16 protein-coding genes and 1 pseudogene are annotated in these 19,974 nt (G+C 72.4%); 5 read left to right on the top strand and 12 right to left on the bottom strand.

Features of this window, described 5'->3' with window-relative positions:
• Positions 1-166 precede the first annotated feature (166 nt).
• Together ACZ6B8_RS13955 and ACZ6B8_RS13950 are read left to right on the top strand one after the other, a co-directional pair.
• On the top strand, positions 167-826 hold the full coding sequence (locus ACZ6B8_RS13955; RefSeq protein WP_471607354.1) for a response regulator: 660 nt from the start codon (positions 167-169) through the stop codon (positions 824-826).
• A 96-nt stretch (positions 827-922) separates the two neighbouring features.
• Positions 923-1,354, top strand: coding sequence for a pyridoxamine 5'-phosphate oxidase family protein (locus ACZ6B8_RS13950; RefSeq protein WP_471607353.1), 432 nt, complete (start codon positions 923-925; stop codon positions 1,352-1,354).
• A 30-nt stretch (positions 1,355-1,384) separates the two neighbouring features.
• Here ACZ6B8_RS13950 and ACZ6B8_RS13945 read toward each other — a convergent pair whose 3' ends face one another.
• Positions 1,385-2,950: a protein kinase domain-containing protein gene (locus ACZ6B8_RS13945; protein ID WP_471607352.1), complete on the bottom strand. Its 1,566-nt coding sequence runs from the start codon at positions 2,948-2,950 to the stop codon at positions 1,385-1,387.
• 308 nt (positions 2,951-3,258) lie between these two features.
• Between ACZ6B8_RS13945 and ACZ6B8_RS13940 the strand changes: the two genes are divergently transcribed.
• Positions 3,259-4,908, top strand: a complete 1,650-nt coding sequence (locus ACZ6B8_RS13940) for a protein kinase domain-containing protein (RefSeq protein WP_471607351.1) — start codon at positions 3,259-3,261, stop codon at positions 4,906-4,908.
• A 145-nt stretch (positions 4,909-5,053) separates the two neighbouring features.
• Here the strand turns inward: ACZ6B8_RS13940 and ACZ6B8_RS13935 are convergent, their stop codons facing one another.
• From ACZ6B8_RS13935 to pdhA, 9 genes and pseudogenes are all read right to left on the bottom strand, one after another.
• Positions 5,054-5,602 (bottom strand): bacterial proteasome activator family protein, encoded by a 549-nt coding sequence (locus ACZ6B8_RS13935; RefSeq protein ID WP_471088659.1) that lies wholly within the window; start codon positions 5,600-5,602, stop codon positions 5,054-5,056.
• A gap of 65 nt (positions 5,603-5,667) precedes the next feature.
• Positions 5,668-6,057, bottom strand: coding sequence for a hypothetical protein (locus ACZ6B8_RS13930; RefSeq protein ID WP_471088657.1), 390 nt, complete (start codon positions 6,055-6,057; stop codon positions 5,668-5,670).
• A 367-nt stretch (positions 6,058-6,424) separates the two neighbouring features.
• Positions 6,425-7,402: an NAD(P)H-quinone oxidoreductase gene (locus ACZ6B8_RS13925; protein WP_471088655.1), complete on the bottom strand. Its 978-nt coding sequence runs from the start codon at positions 7,400-7,402 to the stop codon at positions 6,425-6,427.
• A 91-nt stretch (positions 7,403-7,493) separates the two neighbouring features.
• Positions 7,494-8,591: a potassium channel family protein gene (locus ACZ6B8_RS13920; RefSeq protein ID WP_471088654.1), complete on the bottom strand. Its 1,098-nt coding sequence runs from the start codon at positions 8,589-8,591 to the stop codon at positions 7,494-7,496.
• A 149-nt stretch (positions 8,592-8,740) separates the two neighbouring features.
• Positions 8,741-10,207: pseudogene (locus tag ACZ6B8_RS13915) on the bottom strand (molybdopterin molybdotransferase MoeA); the annotation flags it as partial.
• Complete coding sequence (locus tag ACZ6B8_RS13910; protein WP_471607350.1) at positions 10,204-11,331, bottom strand: NTP transferase domain-containing protein; 1,128 nt, start codon at positions 11,329-11,331, stop codon at positions 10,204-10,206. The pseudogene ACZ6B8_RS13915 and the gene ACZ6B8_RS13910, both read right to left, overlap by 4 nt.
• Before the next feature lie 154 nt (positions 11,332-11,485).
• Entirely contained in the window at positions 11,486-13,024 is a 1,539-nt protein-coding gene (locus ACZ6B8_RS13905) for a dihydrolipoamide acetyltransferase family protein (RefSeq protein ID WP_471607349.1), read from the bottom strand.
• Positions 13,024-14,040 (bottom strand): alpha-ketoacid dehydrogenase subunit beta, encoded by a 1,017-nt coding sequence (locus ACZ6B8_RS13900; RefSeq protein ID WP_471088648.1) that lies wholly within the window; start codon positions 14,038-14,040, stop codon positions 13,024-13,026. Before ACZ6B8_RS13900 ends, ACZ6B8_RS13905 begins: the two co-directional genes overlap by 1 nt.
• Positions 14,037-15,182: a pyruvate dehydrogenase (acetyl-transferring) E1 component subunit alpha gene (pdhA, locus tag ACZ6B8_RS13895; RefSeq protein WP_471088646.1), complete on the bottom strand. Its 1,146-nt coding sequence runs from the start codon at positions 15,180-15,182 to the stop codon at positions 14,037-14,039. The genes ACZ6B8_RS13900 and pdhA overlap by 4 nt, the downstream gene beginning before the upstream one ends.
• A gap of 191 nt (positions 15,183-15,373) precedes the next feature.
• Between pdhA and ACZ6B8_RS13890 the strand changes: the two genes are divergently transcribed.
• The gene (locus ACZ6B8_RS13890) at positions 15,374-15,961 is read left to right on the top strand and encodes an Lrp/AsnC family transcriptional regulator (RefSeq protein WP_471088645.1); all 588 of its coding nucleotides are present in this window, start codon (positions 15,374-15,376) and stop codon (positions 15,959-15,961) included.
• Between the two features lie 15 nt (positions 15,962-15,976).
• On the opposite strand, the gene ACZ6B8_RS13885 is transcribed toward ACZ6B8_RS13890, so the two are convergent.
• Positions 15,977-16,570 carry a TetR/AcrR family transcriptional regulator gene (locus ACZ6B8_RS13885; RefSeq protein WP_471088643.1) on the bottom strand — a complete coding sequence of 198 codons (594 nt, stop codon included), beginning with the start codon at positions 16,568-16,570 and terminating at the stop codon, positions 15,977-15,979.
• Positions 16,567-18,078, bottom strand: a complete 1,512-nt coding sequence (locus tag ACZ6B8_RS13880; RefSeq protein ID WP_471607348.1) for a 3-hydroxyacyl-CoA dehydrogenase — start codon at positions 18,076-18,078, stop codon at positions 16,567-16,569. The genes ACZ6B8_RS13885 and ACZ6B8_RS13880 overlap by 4 nt, the downstream gene beginning before the upstream one ends.
• 197 nt (positions 18,079-18,275) lie before the next feature.
• On the opposite strand from ACZ6B8_RS13880, the gene paaN reads away from it, so the two are divergent.
• Positions 18,276-19,967: a phenylacetic acid degradation protein PaaN gene (gene paaN / locus ACZ6B8_RS13875; RefSeq protein WP_471607347.1), complete on the top strand. Its 1,692-nt coding sequence runs from the start codon at positions 18,276-18,278 to the stop codon at positions 19,965-19,967.
• Positions 19,968-19,974: the final 7 nt, after the last annotated feature.

The raw sequence follows: 19,974 nt of genomic DNA, 5'->3' as shown, positions 1-19,974 counted from the left end.
CTGCTCGGATTTCCGAGTAAATCGAGAAAATCGGGAACACTTCCTGGTCACAGCACTGATCACAGCCTGGCAGGGGGCCGGAACACCGGCACGTTATCCCGGCCACCCCGGCGACGGGAAGGGTTCCGCTCAGGCACGGAAAGAGATCGTGTGTGAGACTGGCTCCGTGCGCGAAGACGGAAAAATTACGGTATTTCTCCTCGACGATCATGAAGTGGTCCGACGGGGAGTCCATGAGCTGCTGTCCGTGGAGTCCGACATCGAGGTCGTCGGCGAAGCCGGCACCGCGGCGGACGCCCTGGTCAGGATCCCCGCGACCCGGCCCGACGTGGCCGTGCTCGACGTGCGCCTGCCGGACGGCAGCGGTGTCGAGGTGTGCCGCGAGATCCGCTCGCAGAACGAGGACATCAAATGCCTGATGCTCACCTCGTTCGCCGACGACGAGGCGCTCTTCGACGCGATCATGGCCGGTGCCTCCGGTTATGTCCTCAAGGCCATCCGCGGCAACGAGCTGCTGACCGCCGTGCGGGACGTGGCGGCCGGCAAGTCCCTGCTCGACCCCGTGGCCACCGCCCGGGTCCTGGAGCGGCTGCGCGACGGGAACAACGCCAAGGGCGACGACCGCCTGACCAATCTCACCGAGCAGGAGCGGAAGATCCTCGACCTGATCGGCGAGGGTCTGACCAACCGCGTCATCGGCGAGCGGCTGCACCTCGCGGAGAAGACCATCAAGAACTACGTCTCCAGCCTGCTCTCCAAGCTGGGCATGGAGCGGCGCTCGCAGGCGGCGGCGTACGTGGCACGGATGCAGGCGGAGAAGCACTGACGCCCCGGTCCTGCTGACGGTTGCGGGACTTACGTCCTCCGCCGACGGGGCGGGATCCCCTTTCCCGACACCCCGTCCATCGACCAGGGTGGGGGCATGCCCACCACGCCCACCGACGAACAGCTCGCCTTCGACCTGCTCAGCCGCACCGACTACGGCAGGGTCGCGACCAGCATGCGCGCGCTGCCCTTCCTCGCGGCGGCCCGGCACGTCGTGGTGGGCGGCACGATCCTGCTGCGCATGCACAAGGGGTACGGCTACCACCGGGCCTGCGTCGGCAGCGTCGTCGCGTACGGCGCGGACAACCTCGACGCGGCGGACGCCCCCGAGGGCCGGTGGACCGTGCAGTGCGTCGGCTACTGCGAGCGCGTCGAGCCGACCAACGCGGAGCTCGAACTCTTCGGCCCGGGGCCGCACTTCGTGGACGGCGTCCTCTTCGACCCCGTCTACCTGCGGATAGAGCCGCAGTTCAGCACGGTGCACTCGGTGCGGGCCGGCCGGGACCGGCTGCTGCAGCGCACGCGGTAGCGGCCCGGCGACACGAGTGCGGACAGGCCCTCAGGCCCCGTCGCCGCCCCCGTCGCCCACCGGGTCCCCGTCACCGCCGTCGCCCGTCGGCTCGGTGGGGTCCGGGGGGTCGTCCGTCGGGTCGCTCGTGGGGTCGCTCGTCGGCTCCTGCGTGCTCGGCTGCGAGGTCGGCGTGCTCGGGTCGCCGGACGGCGTCGTCGGGCGTGTGGACGGGTTCGTCGGGTTGGTCGGGTCGGTCGCCGGCGGGTCGTAGTCCGTCTCGCCGCCGGTCTCCGTGCCCGGGTCCGTGGCGTCGTCCGTCGGGTCCTCGGACGCGCTCTTGCTCGGCTCCTTCGACTGCGAGTGCTTCGTCGCGGGAGTCTTCGGCCCCGGGTCCTTGTGGTCCTTGTCGTCGGTCGCGCTCAGCGCGAACGCGACGCCCACCGCGATCGCGATGATCGCGAGCACGGCGAAGAGCCACATCTTGCCGCGGCCGCCCTGGCCGCCGCGCGGCCCGCCGTCGAAGCCGCCGTCGTCGCCCGGCGGACGCAGCATCGGGCTCGGGATCTGCGCGGTCCCGGAGTCCGGGTGCGCCATCGCCGCGGTGCCGGACACGCCCATGGCCGGGGTGCTGCCGCCCTCGTGCATGGCGACGGGGCCGGTGTTCCAGGTCCCCGTGTGGCTGCCCTGCTCGTGCAGCATCTGCAGCCCGTACTGGACGAGTCCGCGCATCTCCTCGGCCGTCTGGAACCGGTCGTCCGGGTCCTTGGCGAGGGAGCGCATGACGAGTCCGTCCAGCTCCGGCGGCGACGCGTCGGAGACCTCGGACGGCGGCACGGCCTGGTCCTGGACGTGCTGGTAGACCACGGAGAGCGGGGTCTCACCGGTGAACGGGGGCCGCAGCGCGAGGAGTTCGTAGAGCAGACAGCCGGTCGCGTACAGGTCGGAGCGGTGGTCGACGGCCTTGCCGAGCGCCTGCTCGGGCGAGAGGTACTGCGGGGTGCCCATGACCATGCCGGTCTGGGTCATCGTCGACTGCGCGCCGTGCAGGGCGCGCGCGATGCCGAAGTCCATCACCTTCACCGCGCCGGTGTCGGTGATGATCACGTTGGCGGGCTTGATGTCGCGGTGCACGATGCCGTGCTGGTGCGAATAGGCCAGCGCCTCCAGGACGCCGGAGACGATGATGAGCGCCTGCTCGGGGCCCGGGGCCTCCGCGTTGATCAGCAGATCGCGGATCGTCCGGCCCTCGACGATCTCCATGACGATGTACGGGACGACGTTCGGTCCGACGACGTCTTCACCGGAGTCGTACACCGCGACCACAGCGTGATGGTTCAGACCCGCGACGGACTGTGCCTCACGCGTGAAACGGGCCTTGGAGACCGGGTCCTCGGCGAGGTCGGAGCGGAGCAGCTTGACCGCGACGGTGCGCCCGAGACGTACGTCCTCGGCCGCGAACACCTCGGCCATGCCGCCCCGGCCGAGTCTGCGGGTCAGCCGGTATCGGCCATCGCCGACGAGCCCGCCGTTCCCCCACAATTCGGGCGCGTCTGACATACCGCCGCCAGTCGCCTCGGGGTCGGACGGGCCCTGAGCGCGCTGCGTCTGTGCCATCAGTCCTCGCCGTCGTTTCTGGTCGTGGTACTTGGTACTGAGTACGTCGCGGTACGGGGTACTCCGTCGGGCCACGCTACAGCCTTCGGGGCACCCCCCGGTTCGAGGTGGACCGGACATCAAAGCCGCCGCACGGTCCCGTGCGCAAACTTGTAACGCTTCCGAGACGCTTCTTGCGCGTACGGTCACGGAACGGGCACCGAGCTTGACGCGTCATCGTCCTCGGGCAGACTTGGCCTGGAATAGGCGGTAAATCGATCACCAGCCGCGGAGCCGTCCGGCAGCCGCGCCGATGGGGGACGCACGAGATGAGCAGCCAGGACGGCGCACAGGGGCGGTACGCGGGGCGTTCGCTGGCCGGTGGCCGCTACCAACTGCGTGATCTGCTCGGCGAGGGCGGCATGGCATCGGTCCATCTCGCCTACGACACCGTGCTCGACCGCCAGGTCGCCGTCAAGACGCTCCACACCGAGCTGGGCCGCGAACAGTCCTTCCGCGAGCGCTTCCGCCGCGAGGCGCAGTCGGTGGCGAAGCTCACGCACACCAACATCGTGTCGGTCTTCGACACCGGCGAGGACGAACTGGACGGCGCGACGATGCCGTACATCGTCATGGAGTACGTGGAGGGCAAGCCGCTCGGCTCCGTGCTCGACGCGTCCGTCACGCAGTTCGGCGCGATGTCGACCGACCAGGCGCTGAAGATCACCGCGGATGTGCTGGCCGCGCTGGAGATCAGCCACGAGATGGGCCTGGTCCACCGCGACATCAAGCCCGGCAACGTCATGATGACCAAGCGCAACGTCGTGAAGGTCATGGACTTCGGCATCGCCCGCGCCATGCAGTCCGGGGTCACCTCCATGACCCAGACCGGCATGGTCGTCGGCACCCCGCAGTACCTCTCGCCCGAGCAGGCCCTGGGCCGCGGCGTCGACGCCCGCTCGGACCTCTACTCGGTCGGCATCATGCTCTTCCAGCTGGTGACGGGCCGGCTGCCGTTCGAGGCGGACTCGCCGCTGGCCATCGCGTACGCGCACGTCCAGGAGGAGCCGGTCGCCCCCTCCTCGATCAACCGTTCGCTGCCGCCCGCGGTCGACGCGATCGTCGCCCGCGCGCTCAAGAAGAACCCGAACGAGCGCTTCCCCACCGCGGAGGCCATGCGCGACGAGTGCCTGCGCGTCGCGCAGTCCTTCCAGGCGGCGGCCCCCAGCATCGTGCCGGGCGCGCAGACCGCGAGCGGCGCGGGCGTGGGCGCGGCGGTCTTCCCGCCGGTCGACACGTCGCTGCCGCAGAGCGGCCAGGTCCAGACCCCGTACCAGACGGGCCCCGGCCAGTACGGCCCGTCCACCCCGGCCCCCGCGCCGACACCCGGCTACGGCTACCCGCAGCAGCACGGCTACCAGACCCCGCCGCCGGTCAACGCGTACGCGCCGCAGCAGGGGGCACCGCAGGGGCTGCACACCCCGCCGCCGTACAACCTCTCGCCGCAGCCCACGACGACGTCGCCCGCGAACGGCTCGGGCGGCGGCAAGCGGAACATGCCGGTGATCGTCGGCTCGATCGTCGTGGCCCTGCTCGCCATCGGCGGCCTGATCGCCGCGGTCTCCCTCAGCGGTGACGACGACGGCGACAAGGAGGCCGGCGGCGACAAGTCGAAGCAGCCGGTCGCGGGGCACAAGGGGCCCGATCACAACGCGACGATCGAGACCGAGAAGTGCACGGACCCCGAAAAGGGCTACAACGACGAGAACAAGATCAAGGTCCCTGACTTCACGTTCAAGGACTGGCGGTCGGTCCTCTCCTGCCTGCAGGCGGCGGGCTGGAGCTACGACAAGCGCAAGGTCGACGAGAACGCCTACGGGCAGGACACCATCATGCGGCAGTCCCCCAAGGAGGGCACGGAGGTCGACCCGAAGGACCTCGACATCCAGTTCGACATCTCCACGGGCAATCCGGCCTGACGGGCACGGCTCCCGCTGTCGCCGTACGGAGTCGGCAGGCTTTCGCCGTACGTAGTCGGCAGTAGGGCAGTAGGGCAGTGTGGAGTGGGGCTCGGTACGCATTACGCGTACCGAGCCCCTCTCCGTGCGAAGTGTCCCGTCAGTCCTAGAGGTACGGGCCCCCCGAGCGGCCGGCGAGGCCGCCGCCCGGCTCGTCCTCCTCGTCGCCGCCGCCCACGCCGGGCGGCAGGGCCCGCCGCATCGACTCCAGCTGCGCCCGCGCCGCCATCTGCTGCGCGAACAGCGTCGTCTGGATCCCGTGGAAGAGGCCTTCGAGCCAGCCGACCAACTGGGCCTGCGCGATACGCAGTTCCGCGTCGCTGGGCGTCGACTCGTCCGTGAAGGGCAGGGAGAGCCGCTCCAGCTCCTCGACGAGCTCGGGGGCGAGGCCGTCCTCCAGCTCCTTGACCGAGCTGGCGTGGATCTCCTTGAGCCGCACCCGGCTCGCCTCGTCGAGAGGAGCCGCCCGCACTTCTTCCAGCAGCTGCTTGATCATGCTGCCGATGCGCATGACCTTGGCCGGCTGTTCGACCATCTCCGTCACCGGAACCTCGCGGGATTCGTCGTCTCCGCCGCCACCGAGAGCCATTCCGTCCTGGCCCACGACCAGGACCTGGGGGCTCTCCGGCGACCGTTCGTTCCTCGGCATCTCCATGCCGCCATTCTCTCGTACCCGTCCATCACACATCGGTGGTGCCCCCATACGCGACTGATCCACCCTCAGCCACGCCGCAGCCGCAGTCCGAGGAAGCCGAGGCCGAGGCCGATGAGGAGCAGGCCGCCGCCGAGGGGCAGGACACGCAGGTTGGGCAGCACGGGCCCCACGGGCGGCCGCTCGGCCGGCTGGGAGGCGGTGTCCCGGAGCGTGACGGGGACCGGCTCGGGCCGCGCGGGGCGCGGCGGCGTGTAGGGCACCCGCGGCACCTGGGGCAGGTCCGTGAGCGGTGGCCTGGCCCGGCCGGGCCGCTCGCGTCCTTCGCCCGGTCTGCTGCCCGCACGGGAGGTCTCGTCGACGGTGGTGACCGGACGCCTCGGCGGGGGGTGTGCCGCCGCGTACGAGACGAGACCGGGCACGACCGCCGTGAGGACGGCGAGCAACACGCCCACCACCGGGACCGCGCACCGTCCAGCCCATGAAGCCTTCACCGCGGGACCCCCTCCCGTCACCGGGCCGCCAGAACCAACAGCGTGCGCCACACTGTGCGCGGGTCCGCTGCGCTGTGCGCGGGTCCGCTGCGCTGTGCGCGGGTCCGCTGCGCTGTGCGCTATGCGCTGCACGCTGGTGACAAGCCTCACATGTCGCCGCATATCCGGCATCTCGGCCAGGTCAGCTTTCTGGGTGACGGTGGGAGGACCACCCAGGGGCGCGGGGAACCGCGCGACCAGCCCCCACACCCCCGCAGCCGAAAGACCACCTCGAAGGGCAAGCCCCCTCGTCACCGCGCGCAAAGGACCACCCCCAAGGGCAGCCCTCACGTCACCGGGTCAACAGCACCTTGCCGATGTGTCCGCTCTCCTCCAGGACCCGGTGCGCCGCACCGGCGTCACTCATCGGCACCGTCCGGTCCACGACGGGCCGCACATGCCCGCCGCCGATCAACGGCCACACATGCTCCCGTACGGCCGCGACGATGGCCGCCTTCTCCGCCGCCGGGCGCCCCCGCAGCGACGTCGCGGTGACGGCGCCCCGCTTGGTGAGCAGCGCGCCGATGTTGAGCTCGCCCTTGGCGCCGCCCTGCATGCCGATGATGGCGAGGCGCCCGTTGACCGCGAGCGCCTTGATGTTCCGGTCCAGGTACTTCGCGCCCATGTTGTCGAGGATGACGTCCGCGCCCGCCCCGTCCGTGGCCCGCTCGATCTCCTCGACGAAGTCCTGCTCGCGGTAGTTGATGAGGACGTCCGCCCCCAACTCCCCGCAGAACGCCAGCTTCTCCTTGCTGCCCGCCGTGACGGCGACCTTCGCGCCGACGGCCTTGGCGAGCTGGATCGCCATGGTGCCGATGCCGCTGGAGCCGCCGTGCGCGAGGAGCGTCTCGCCGGGCCGCAGGTGGGAAATCATGAACACGTTGGACCACACCGTCGAGGTGACCTCGGGCAGCGCGGCCGCCGTGACGAGGTCGACGCCGTCCGGCACGGGCAGCAGCTGACCGGCCGGCACGGCGACCTGCTCGGCGTATCCGCCGCCGGAGAGCAGCGCGCACACCTCGTCGCCGACCGCCCAGCCGGAGACCCCGGGGCCGAGGGCGGTGATCCGGCCCGAGCACTCCAGGCCGGGGTAGGGGGAGGCGCCGGGCGGCGGGTTGTAGAAGCCCTGCCGCTGCAGCAGGTCGGCACGGTTCACGGCGCTTGCCGCCACCTCGACGAGCACCTCGCCCTCGCCGGGCACGGGATCGGGGACCTCGGCCCATACGAGCGCTTCGGGGCCGCCGGGTTCGGGGATCGTGATCGCATACATGCTGGCGAGGCTACTCGCGTCCCCCGCTCCCCACAGGGCGGCGGCCCGCGGCGCCCCGCGCGCTCCCGCTCCGGTCGGCCGGACCTCCGGCTCAGCTCGGCGGCATCGGCTTCAGGTCCGGTGCGACCACCGTCCCCGGCGAGGCCCGCACGATCGTGATCAGGCGGTCCGTCAACTCCAGCTTGCCCACGGCCGGATCGTCGTAGCCGAGCACCCGGTGCCCCCGTACGACACTCACCACCAGGTCGTCCGTCTCCCGCACGTTCAGCCCCACCTCGGCCTTTATCACCGGGCGTTCGACCAGGTCGAGACCGCTGCCCTGCTGGATCAGGTCCTCCATGACCATGCCCGCGCTCGGGCTCAGCACGGAGAGACCGAGCAGCCGGCCTGCGGCGCTGGCGCTGGTGATGACGGCGTCGGCGCCGGACTGCCGGAGCAGCGGCGCGTTCTCCTCCTCGCGCACCGCCGCCACGATCTTCGCCCCGCGGTTCAACTGCCGTGCGGTGAGGGCGACCAGGACCGCCGTGTCGTCCCGCTGCGTCGCGATGATGATCTGGCGGGCCCGCTGCACCTCGGCGCGGAGCAGCACGTCGCTGCGCGTCGCGTCGCCGATGACGCCCGCGAACCCCTCCGCCGTGGCCGCGTCGATGACCTTCGCGCTGGGGTCGACCACCACGATCTGCTCCGGCTTCAGGCCGGTCGCGCAGACGGTCTGGATCGCCGACCGGCCCTTCGTGCCGAAGCCGACGACGACAGTGTGTTCACGCAAGTTGGACCTCCAGCGGGACAGACGCCATTCCTCGCGGGTCCGTTCCGTGAGCACTTCGAGTGTGGTGCCGACCAGGATGATCAGAAAGAGCACGCGCAACGGCGTGATCAGCAGAATGTTGGTGAGCCGGGCGCTGTCGCTGTACGGGACGATGTCGCCGTACCCCGTGGTGGAGAGCGTGACGGTCGCGTAGTACGCGGCGTCGAGGAAGTCGACGCGGCTGTCCGAGTTGTCGTGATAGCCGACACGGTCGACCCAGACTATGAACGTCGTCAGAGCGAGCACCAGCAGCGCCATCGCGAGACGGCGGGTGACCTGGCGCAGTGGACGCTCGACCCGGCGCCGGGGAAGTTTGATCCGGTACGTGGTGTGCTGCTCTTCGGGGTGACGCGCGATCGCGTCATGCCCGGGAAGTTTCACGTGAAACGCTCCTCGCCGTCTGCGGCTGCGTGTGCGTGTGCGGCTTCGCCGGTTCCAACTCCGGGGGTTCCGGGGGCTCCGGCTCCGGGTGCTCCGGCTCGCGCTTGTGCCGGGCCCGGGCCCGGCACACCGTACGTGCCCGTCCCGGTCCCCACATCCGGCACCGCCCACGGCAGGTCGAGGATCTCCAGTTCCTGCCCCTCCCGCGCCCCGCCGGGCGGCACGACCGCCAGCCCGTCGGCCGCCGCGATGCCGCGCAGCATCGCCGGACCGTTGAAGTGCAGCGGCACGGCCTGCTCGCCGCGCAGGGTGACCGGGACGAGACGGGTGTCGTGCGGGTGTCCGTGGACCGCGTCGCGCAGGGGAGCGGTGTACGTCGAGGGCCCGCCGCAGCCGGGCGCGCGCCCCGAGAGCATCCGCAGCAGGGGCTCGGCCAGCGTCAGCAGCCCGGAGACCGCGGCGAGCGGGTTGCCGGGCAGCCCGACGAGGTGCTGTCCGGGCCGCACCCGGGCCAGCAGCATGGGGTGCCCGGGACGCACCGCGACCCCGTCGACGAGCAGGTCGGCGCCGACCCGGGACAGGATCGGGTGGACGTGGTCGACGGGCCCGGACGCGGTGCCACCCGTCGTGACGATCAGGTCGGCGGTGGACGAGGCGATCGCCTCGCGGAGCGCCTCGGCGTCGTCCCCGAGCCGCCGTACCCCGGTCACGTCGGCGCCCAGCGCGTGCAGCCACGGCGGCAGCATCGGGCCGAGCGCGTCCCGGATGAGGCCCTCGTGGGGGAGGCCGGACGCCAGCAACTCATCGCCCAGGACGAGGACTTCGGCGCGGGGCCTGCGGACCACCGCCAGTGTGTCGTACCCGGCGGCCGCGGCCAGACCGAGCACGGCGGGGGTGACCAGCGCACCGGCGGGCAGCAGATGGTCGCCGGACCGGCATTCCTGACCGCGCGGGCGGATGTCCTGCCCGGTGACCACCTCGCGCCGGGCGTGCAGGCGCCCCTTGTCGTCGAGGGTGCCGTGTTCGCTGCGCAGGACCGCGGTGGCGTCCGGCGGGATGCGGGCGCCCGTCGCGATGCGCACCGCCTGCCCGCAGCCGAGCGCGTCCGGGCGGCCGTGCCCGGCGAGGATGCCGTCGGCCCGTACGTCCCAGGGGCCGGGGCCCGCGAGGACCCAGCCGTCCATCGCGGACGTGTCGAAGGACGGCAGATCGGTGAGGGCGCTGAGCGGCGCGGCCAGGATCAGGCCGAGGGCACGGTCCAGGGGGACGGGGGCGGGCTCGGCCACCGGGCGCGGCGCGGCTCGCTCCGCCCGGGCGCGGGCGGCGGGCCAGGGGGTGATGTCACGGTGCTCACCGGTTGCGGGGCCCGGGGACGGGCGCGGGGCGGTGGGGGTCGCGGTGGGGGTGGCGGGTGAGGGGGAGGCGGGTGAGGTGGCTGGGGTGGTTCCTGGTGCGCCTGGTGTTGTCGGAGAGGCTGATGGGGCCGAGGGGGCTGATGGGGGCGGCGGGGTCGGGGCCGACCGGGGTGCGGCGCCCTGGGCGTCACGGTCACGATCACCGTTCACCAGGGCGAGGGCCTCGTCGAGTTCGGCGTCCGGCACCGGTTGCCCGGTCATCGGGCGTCCGGTCGTGCACCGGGGGCGGCGTCGGGGTCGGTGCCGGGGGCGGCGTCGGGGTCGGTGCCGGGGTTGGCGCCGCCGGACGAGGACTCGGGGCCCGCGCCGGACTTCTCGTCCTGCTGGTCCTCGTCCACCCAGCGGGCCGCCAGCGCGACGGCCTTGCGCGTCGCCTCGGCCACCGCCTCGGCGCCGTCGGCCGCTCCGCCCCGCGCGGCGGCCTGCGCCGCCGCGTATCCGACGAGGAACGTGGTCAGCGGTGCCGCCGGCCTGGCCACGCCGTGCGCGGCGTCGCGGGCGAGGTCGAGGAGGGCGCCGGTGTCCACATCGAGATCGATGCCCAGCTCGTCCTTGACTGCGGAAATCCATTCATCCAACACGTTGCCATGCTCCCTGATGCGGGCCCGCGCGGTGGCGATGTCGTCCCAGGTGTCGCAGTCGAAAGCGGCGAGAGAGTCAGCGACCCTGACCAACCGAAGCCGCCCGGTAAGCCGCCGCAGGGGCAGTCCGGTGAGGGCGGCGGGGGCCGTGGGGGCGGCGGGGGCCGTGGGGGCGACGGCGGGGGCCGTGGCAGGGGTCGCGGTGGGGGCGGACCTGGTGGGCCCACCGGCCCCGGCGCGAGCGCCGCCCCCGTCGACCCCCGCGCCGGCAGCGATCGCGTCCATCTCGCGGCGCAGCGCCTCCCGCCGGTACGCGGCGACCAGCGGCTGGTCGCGCCCGTCGGGATCCGTCAGGACCGCGCCATCCGCACCGCTCTCCCGCAGCGCGGTCAGCAGCCGGCGCACGGTCCGCTCCTCCAGGAACGGCAGGTCGGCCGAGAGCACCACCACCCACTCCGCCGAGGTGTGCCGCAGGCCCGCGTCCAGTGCGGCCAGCGGCCCGCCGCCCGCGGGCTCCTCGCGGGCCCACACCACAGGGCGCGCGGTCGGTCGCGGCGCCGCCACGACGACGGTGGTGCCGGCGTCGGAACAGGCCGCCAGCACCCGGTCGATCAGCGCCCGCCCGCCGACCCGCACCCCCGGCTTGTCCGCGCCGCCGAGCCGCGCGGCACCGCCCCCGGCGAGCACGACGGCGTCGTACGGCGTGGCGGGCCCGAGCGGCGGACCGCCCTCGTTCGTGGTCACCCACTGAGTATGGCCGTACGAAGGATCAATGCCACCCCCGCGAAAGGCCCGACGGGCAGGGGACTTACGTCACGCTCCCCCTCGCCCCGCACATCCCGGGCACGCGCGCCCCAAGGCCCGCCACCCTCCTGCTCCCCCTATCCCCCTGCCTCCCTCACAGCGACCGCAACAGCACCGAAGGCTGCTCGACGCAGTCGGCCACATGGCGCAGGAAACCGCCCGCCGTGCCGCCGTCGCACACCCGGTGGTCGAAGGTGAGCGAGAGCTGGACCACGTGCCGCACCGCCAACTCCCCTTCGTGTACCCACGGCTTGGGCACGATCCGGCCCACTCCGAGCATCGCCGCCTCGGGGTGGTTGATGATCGGCGTGGAGCCGTCGACCCCGAACACCCCGTAGTTGTTGAGGGTGAAGGTCCCTCCGGTGAGCTCCGCAGGGGTGAGCGTGCCCGCACGGGCGGACTCGGTGAGGCGGATCAGCTCCGCGTTGATCGAGTCGGTCGAGCGGGTCTGGCAGTGCCGCACCACCGGGACGACTAGGCCGCGGTCGGTCTGCGCAGCGAAGCCCACGTGGATGTCGGCGTACTGCCGCACCTCGCGCGCGTCCATGTCGACGGAGGAGTTGAGCAGCGGGTAGCGGGTCAGCGCGGCCACGCTGATGCGGGCCAGCAGCGCGAGCAGCGACACCTTCTGCGCGCCCGGCTCGCCGTCGCGCCCGGTCACCGCCGCGTTCATGGCCTTGCGGGCCGCGAGCAGTTCGGTCGCGTCGGCGTCCACCCAGCAGGTGGCCTCCGGTATCTCGCGCCGGCTGCGGGACATCTTGTCGGCGACCAGGCCGCGGATGCCGGTCAGCGCGTGCCGGGTCACGGGCCCCGCGTGGTGGGACTCCTGCGCCGCGCTCACCTGCCGGCGCACCTCGGCGGCGGCCGCGCGACCGCGGGTCTCGGGGTCGGCCGACGGTGCGGTCGACGAGCCGCCCGGCGCGTACGGCGCCTCGCGCGCGACCGTGCCGGCGCCCGCCCCCACGGCGGACTCCACAGCGGACTCGACGTCGGCCCGCGTGATCAGCCCCTCCGGACCGGAACCCACCAGGGCCCGCAGATCCACGCCGTTCTCCCGGGCCAGCTTCCGTACGAGCGGAGAGATGACCGGAATCGGCCCGTCCGCGCGCGTGGCCGGAGCGGCCGGAGCAGATGAAATGACTGAGGCGGCTGAGGCAGCTGAAGCGACTGGCGAGGCCGACGGTGGCGCAGTCGTGGGCCGCGCGGGCCGGACCCTGCGCCGGCGCGCGGGGGCCGCCCCCGTGCCGTATCCGACGAGGACGTTGCCGGAGGACTCCTCGGCCGCCGTCTGCAGCGCGCGCTCGGCGGGCTCCTCCGGCACTCGGGACGGGAGCGTCCCCGGTCCGTCCCCGGCGTCCGCCCCCGGCATCGCGCCCGCCCCGGCCGCCGCCCCCACGGCGACCGTCAACAGCGGTGCTCCGACGGGCAGTTCCGTGCCCTCCTCACCGAAGCGGGCCGTCACCACGCCCCCGTAGGGACACGGCACCTCGACCATCGCCTTGGCCGTCTCGACCTCGACGACCGGCTGGTCGACGGCCACGACGTCGCCCACCTCGACCAGCCAGCGGACGACCTCCGCCTCGGTCAGCCCCTCTCCGAGGTCGGGCAGCTTGAACTCAAGGACCTGGGCCATCAGCTCTCCGCCTCCCACTGCAGCCGCGCGACCGCGTCCAGGATCCGGTCCACGCCCGGAAGGTGGTGCTTCTCCAGCATGGGCGGCGGATACGGGATGTCGAAGCCCGCGACGCGCAGCACCGGCGCCTCCAGGTGGTGGAAACACCGCTCGGTGACCCGCGCGGCGATCTCTCCGCCGGGCCCGCCGAAGCCGTTCGACTCGTGCACGACCACCGCGCGGCCGGTGCGCCGCACCGACGCGGCGACCGTCTCGTCGTCGAAGGGCACCAGCGAGCGCAGGTCGACCACTTCCAGGTCCCAGCCCTCCGCGCGCGCGGCCTCGGCCGCCTCCAGGCAGACGGGCACGGACGGCCCGTACGTGATGAGCGTGGCGCTGCGTCCGGTGCGCCGCACGACCGCGCGGCCTATCGGCTCCACGGGGCGCGGGGCGTCCGGGTTCCAGTCGGCCTTCGACCAGTACAGGCGCTTCGGCTCCAGGAAGACCACCGGGTCGTCGGAGGCGATGGCGGCGCGCAACAGCCCGTAGGCGTCGTCCACCGTGGCGGGCGTGACCACGTGCAGCCCGGGCGTCGCCATGTAGTACGCCTCGGAGGAGTCGCTGTGGTGCTCGACGCCGCCGATGCCGCCGCCGTAGGGCACGCGCACCGTGATGGGCAGCGGCATGGCGCCCCGCGTGCGGTTGCGCATCCGCGCCACGTGCGAGATCAGCTGCTCGAAGGCGGGATAGGCGAACGCGTCGAACTGCATCTCGACGACGGGCCGCAGCCCGTACATCGCCATGCCGACGGCCGTCCCGAGGATGCCCGCCTCGGCCAGCGGCGTGTCCGTGCAGCGGTCCTCGCCGAACTCCTCGGCCAGGCCGTCGGTGACCCGGAAGACCCCGCCGAGCGCCCCGACGTCCTCACCGAGGACGTGCACCGAGGAATCCTCGGCCATGGAGTCCCGCAGCGCGCGTCCGAGCGCCTGCGCCATGGTGGCCGGTTTGGTGGCGGGCTGCGCCGCGACCGTGGTCATCGCGTTTCCTCCTCGGCCGCTTCCGAGGCCGCTTCCAGCTCCGCGCGCAACTGGTCCGCCTGCTCCCGGAGTTGGGAGGTCTGCTCGGCGTACACGTGCGTGAAGAGGTCCATCGGGTCGAGGACGGCTTCCTGGTTCATGCGCTCGCGCAGGCCGGCCGCCATGGCCTCCGCGTCGTCGGCCGTCCGCCGCTTGATGTCGTCGTCCAGGAGTCCGCGCTCCGTGAGCTCCCGCTCCAGGAGCAGGATCGGGTCGTGGTCACGCCAGGCCTCGACATCGGCGTCCTCGCGGTACCGCGTGGCGTCGTCGGCGTTGGTGTGCGCCTCCATGCGGTACGTGACGGCCTCGACGAGCGTCGGCCCGCCGCCCGCCCGCGCGCGGGAGACCGCTTCGCTCAGCACGTCGTGCATCGCCACCGCGTCGTTGCCGTCCACCAGGCGCCCCGGCATGCCGTACCCGACGGCCTTGTGGGCGAGGGAGGGGGCCGCGGTCTGCTTGGCGAGCGGCACGGAGATCGCGAAGCCGTTGTTCTGCACGAGGAAGACCACGGGGGCCCGCCACACCGCGGCGAAGTTCAGCGCCTCGTGGAAGTCGCCCTCGCTGGTGCCGCCGTCACCGACCATGGCGAGCGCGACCACGTCGTCGCCCTTGAGCCGGGCGGCGTGCGCGAGACCCACCGCGTGCGGCAGCTGGGTCGCGAGCGGGGTGCTCAGGGGCGCCGTGCGGTGCTCGCGCGGGTCGTATCCGGTGTGCCAGTCGCCGCGCAGCAGCGTCAGCGCGCGCGCCGGGTCGAGGCCGCGGGCGACCACGGCGAGCGTGTCCCGGTAGCTGGGAAAGAGCCAGTCCCGCTCCTCCAGGGCCAGCGCGGCCGCTATCTCGCACGCCTCCTGCCCGGTGCTCGACGGGTAGACCGCGAGCCTGCCCTGCTTCGTGAGAGCCGTCGCCTGCGTGTTGTAACGGCGCCCGCGCACCAGCTCCGCGTACAGCCGGCGCAGCAGCCCCGGATCGGCCTTCTCGGCGGCCGGCGTACCGAGGACGCGGTACGGCTCCGCGTCCGGCAGCAGCGGCGCGGGGTCGGTCCTGGGCTGCCAAGCGGGGGGCGGGGTGGGCCGGTGGGCGCCCCGCTTCTCCATGACCGTCATGACGGCACCTCCTGGGGAAGGCGGTCTCCTCGTGGGAGCGGTAAAAGAGGCGCGGTCGGTGTGATGCGCCTCACCTACCGATTGTTCGGTCGTCGGCACATTTTGGCTACAGGCACCGCCAGGCTGTGGACAAACGGTTCTGCACAGCCTGGGATGGATGCAGTACGTCCATGGTAGGGAGGCGGGGGGACATGGCATCTGAACGAATGGCCGACGGGCAGGACGGCGACCGTCCGGAGCTCAGGACCTCCGCGCCCCGCCCCCCGGACGCCCGGCTCCCCGAGCCCCGGCTGCCCGAACCGCGCACGACGTCGGAGCAGCCGGTTCCCGAGCCCCGACCGCTGGACGACATCGACCGCGCCATCCTGCAGATCCTCCACACGGACGGTCGCGCGTCGATACGCTCCGTGGCCGAGCGCGTCCATGTCTCGCGCGCCAACGCCTACGCCCGCATCAACCGCCTCATCGACGACGGCGTCATCCGGGGGTTCGGGGCGCGGATCAATCACGAGCGCGCCGGGCAGGGCGCGTCCGCGTACATCACGCTCAAGATCGTCCAGAACACCTGGCGTACGGTGCGCGAGCATCTGCGCGCACTCCCCGGTGCGTCCCACATCGCGTTGGTCAGTGGTGACTTCGACGTACTGCTCCTGGTGCACACGCCGGACAACCGCGCCCTGCGGGAGCTGGTGCTCACCCGGCTCCAGTCCATCCCCGAAGTGCTCAGCACGCGGACGCTGCTGGTCTTCGAGGAGGACGACATGGAGCCGGAGCGCTGACCCCGCCGGCGGACGTCAGCGGTCGGTGCGCAGCCCCGCGAAGGCCAACTGCACGACCGCGTCGGCGATCTGCTCGCCGTTGGCGGCACCCCGGCTCTCCGGCCGGTACCACTCCACGATGGAGTTGATCATTCCGAAGAGCAGCCGGGTGGCCAGGCGCAGGTCGACGTCGGACCGGAGATCGCCGTCGGCGACGGCTTCCTTGAAGAGCTCGGCCACCTGCTGGTCGAACTCCCTGCGCCGCTCCAGGGCCCAGCGCTCGGTGTCCGTGTTGCCGCGCACACGCAACAGCAGGGTCACGTACGGAACTTCGGCGACCAGGACCTCGACGGTGCGCCGCGTCACGTACTCCAGACGCTCCACCGCACGCCCCACGCGCGCGTGCTCCTCGTCGAGGATCCCGAAGAGTCCGTCCAGGGCCCGGCTCACCGCCCGCCGGAGCAGCTCCTCCTTGCCCGCCACGTGGTGGTAGATCGAGGACTTGGAGATGCCGGCCGCCTTGGAGAGGTGCTCCATGGAGGTGCCGTCGTAGCCCCGCTCGTTGAAGACCCGGACGGCCACGCTCAGCAGCGTCTCCGGGGTGTAGGTGTCCCGCCGGGCGGTGGTCATGAGTACTCCTCTCGCACGGCCTGGCGCCGCAGTGCCTGGGAGGGCGCGTAACGCCCGGTGGGGTACTCGTCGTGCAGCACGTCGAGCGCCTCGGCCACCCGGTACGCGGTGAGCCCGCGGCCCCATTCCAGCGGCCCGAGCGGGTAGTTGACGCCGAGCCGCATGGCGGTGTCGACGTCCTCGGCGACGGCCGCCTCGCGACCCACGGCGTCGAGGGCGAAGTCGACCAGCATCCACACCGTGCGGGCCACGATCATCCCTGGAGCGTGCCCGATGACGCTGACCTTCTTGCCGAGCGCCTGGAAGAGGCCGATCGCCTCCTTCAGGGCCTGCTCGCTCACCCTGCCGGACGGCGAGAGCGCGATCCGGGTGGCGGCGCGATAGTCCAGCGCGAGGTCGAAGTGGATCGTGGGCTCCGCGGCGGCGTCGGGGGCCGTGCCGTCGGCCAGGGCCAGGTGGGAGCCGTCGGACAGCTCGAGGTGGCCGGGGCCGCTGGGGACGCCCTTGCCGCGGCCGACCCGGATCCCCGCCTCGGCGATCAGGCCGGGGAGCGCGTCGGCCGGGAAGAGGTCGCCGTGGACGGTGACGGAGGCCGGGGCCTTCTCGGCGGGCGCGGTGTGCGGCTCCGCGCGCGGGACGTCGTCCCCGTACGCGTACCAGCCCTGCCCCGACTTCCGGCCCAGGCGGCGGGACTCCACGAGGCGGCGCTGCGCCAGCGACGGCGTGAACTTGGGGTCCTGGAAGAAGGACTCCCACACGGAGCGCGTGACGGCCTCGTTGACGTCCTGCCCGATCAGGTCGGTGAGCTCGAAGGGGCCCATCTTGAAGCCGCCGCACTCGCGCAGCACGGCGTCGATCGTGGCGGGGTCGGCGACCCGCTCCTCGTACAGGCGCAGCGCCTCGGCGTAGAAGGGCCGGGCGACGCGGTTGACGATGAAGCCGGGGGTGTCCGCGCAGCGCACCGAGGTCTTGCCCCAGGCCTTCGCCGTCTCGTACGCGCGCGTGGCAGCCGCCGTATCCGTCGCGAAGCCGCTGACGACCTCGACGAGGGGGAGCAGCGGCGCCGGGTTGAAGAAGTGCAGGCCCACGAAGCGGCCGGGCACGCGCAGCGGGCCGGCGATGGCGGTCACCGAGAGGGACGAGGTGTTGGTGGCGAGCAGACAGTCCTCGGCGACGACGTCCTCGAGGTCCTGGAACAGGCCCTGCTTGACGTCCAATTGTTCCAGGATCGCCTCGACGACGAGGCCGCAGCCGGCGAGCTCCGCGAGGCTCTGGGCGGGGGTCAGCCGAGCGCCCGCAGCGGCGCGGTCATCGGCCGTGAGGCGCCCTTTCTCGACGAGCCGGTCCAGGCGCGCACCGATCGCGTCGGCGGCCGCCTTCGCGCGGCCGGGCGCGGCGTCGTACAGCAGCACGGGGTGGCCCGCGACCAGGGCGACCTGGGCGATGCCCTGCCCCATGGTCCCGGTACCGACCACGGCAACGGCGCTGCTGAGCTCGAGTGCTGTCATGTTCGCGATCCTCCCGCACGGCCCGTCGGCCGCGGGGTCCGGGGGTGGCCGTGAAGAAGTTGTCCACAGGTTCGGCAGACCCTCTTGTCCCGACCGATCGTTCGGTTACTCTAGCCCTGTCAGAGCGTTCCTGCCCACCGTCCCTGCCCAGCTCGCCGGCTCGAGGTAGAGCCGCCCGAGGAGGAGTTGGTCCCGTCATGGCCGCCGAACCCACCGCGCACCAGCTGATCGCCAAGCACCGGCCCACCCTCGACCAGGCGCTGGAGACCATCCGCTCGCGCGCGTACTGGTCCCCCCACCCCGAGCACCCCAAGGCCTACGGGGAGAACGGCAGCCTGAGCCTGCCCGAGGGCAAGGCCGCCTTCGACACCCTCCAGGGCACCCGCTTCGACCTCGACCAGCCCGGCACGGACGACTGGGTGGGCGGCGAAGTCTCGCCGTACGGCCCCGAGTTGGGTATCACGTACCCGCACCCGGACATCGACACCCTCCTGCCTGCGATGCGTGCCGGGATGCGCGCCTGGCGCGAGGCGGGCGCGGAGACGCGCGCGATCGTCTGTCTGGAGATCCTGTCCCGGATCAGCGCCCGGACGCACGAGTTCGCGCACGCGGTCATGCACACCAGCGGCCAGGCCTTCATGATGGCCTTCCAGGCCGGCGGGCCGCACGCCCAGGACCGCGGCCTGGAAGCCGTCGCGTACGCGTACGAGGAGCAGTCCCGCACGCCCGACGCCGCGGAGTGGACCAAGCCCCAGGGCAAGCGCGACCCGCTGGCGCTCACCAAGCGCTTCACGCCCGTCGCGCGCGGCATCTCGCTCCTGATCGGCTGCAACACCTTCCCGACGTGGAACGGCTACCCGGGCCTGTTCGCCTCCCTGGCGACCGGCAACCCCGTCCTGGTCAAGCCCCACCCGCGCGCGGTCCTGCCGCTGGCGCTGACAGTGCGCGTCGCCCGTGAGGTCCTCGCGGAGAACGGCTTCGACCCGAACCTGGTGTGCCTCGCCGCCGAGCGGCCGGGCGAGGGCATCGCCAAGGCCCTCGCCGTCCGCCCCGAGATCAAGATCATCGACTACACGGGATCGACGGCGTTCGGCGACTGGCTGGAGGCCAACGCCCGCCAGGCGCAGGTCTACACCGAGAAGGCCGGCGTCAACACCGTCGTCGTGGAGTCGACGGACGACTACAAGGGGATGCTGGCCAACCTCGCCTTCTCCCTGTCGCTGTACAGCGGCCAGATGTGCACCACGCCGCAGAACCTGCTGATCCCCCGCGACGGCATCGAGACGGACGCGGGCACCAAGTCCTACGACGACGTGGTGGCCGATCTCGCCGCCTCGGTGAGCGGCCTGCTCGGCGACGACGCGCGGGCGAACGGCATCCTCGGCGCCCTGGTCAACCCAGACGTGAAGTCCCGCCTGGAAGCGGCCGCAGGGCTCGGCGAAGTCGCCCTGCCCTCCCGGGAGATCGCCAACCCGGAGTTCCCGGACGCCGTGGTCCGCACCCCCGTGATCGTCAAGCTGGACGGCGCCAAGCCGGACGCCGAGGCGGCCTACCTCAGCGAGTGCTTCGGCCCGGTCTCCTTCGCGGTCGCCGTCGACTCGGCGGCCGACGCCGTGGAGCTGCTGCGCCGCACGGTGCGCGACAAGGGAGCGATGACCGTCGGGGCCTACACGACGTCGCAAGAGCTCTCCGCCGCCGTGGAGGAGACCTGCCTCGAGGAGTGCGCCCAGCTGTCCCTCAACCTCACGGGCGGGGTCTATGTGAACCAGACGGCGGCGTTCTCCGACTTCCACGGCTCGGGCGGCAACCCCGCGGCGAACGCCGCGCTGTGCGACGGCGCGTTCGTGGCCAACCGCTTCCGCGTGGTGGAGATCCGCAAGGACGCGTGACCGGCGG

This window comes from Streptomyces sp. NPDC041122 (assembly GCF_055592445.1).
Note: the sequence above shows the minus strand (reverse complement) of the source record. Positions and strands in the feature narration are given on the sequence as shown.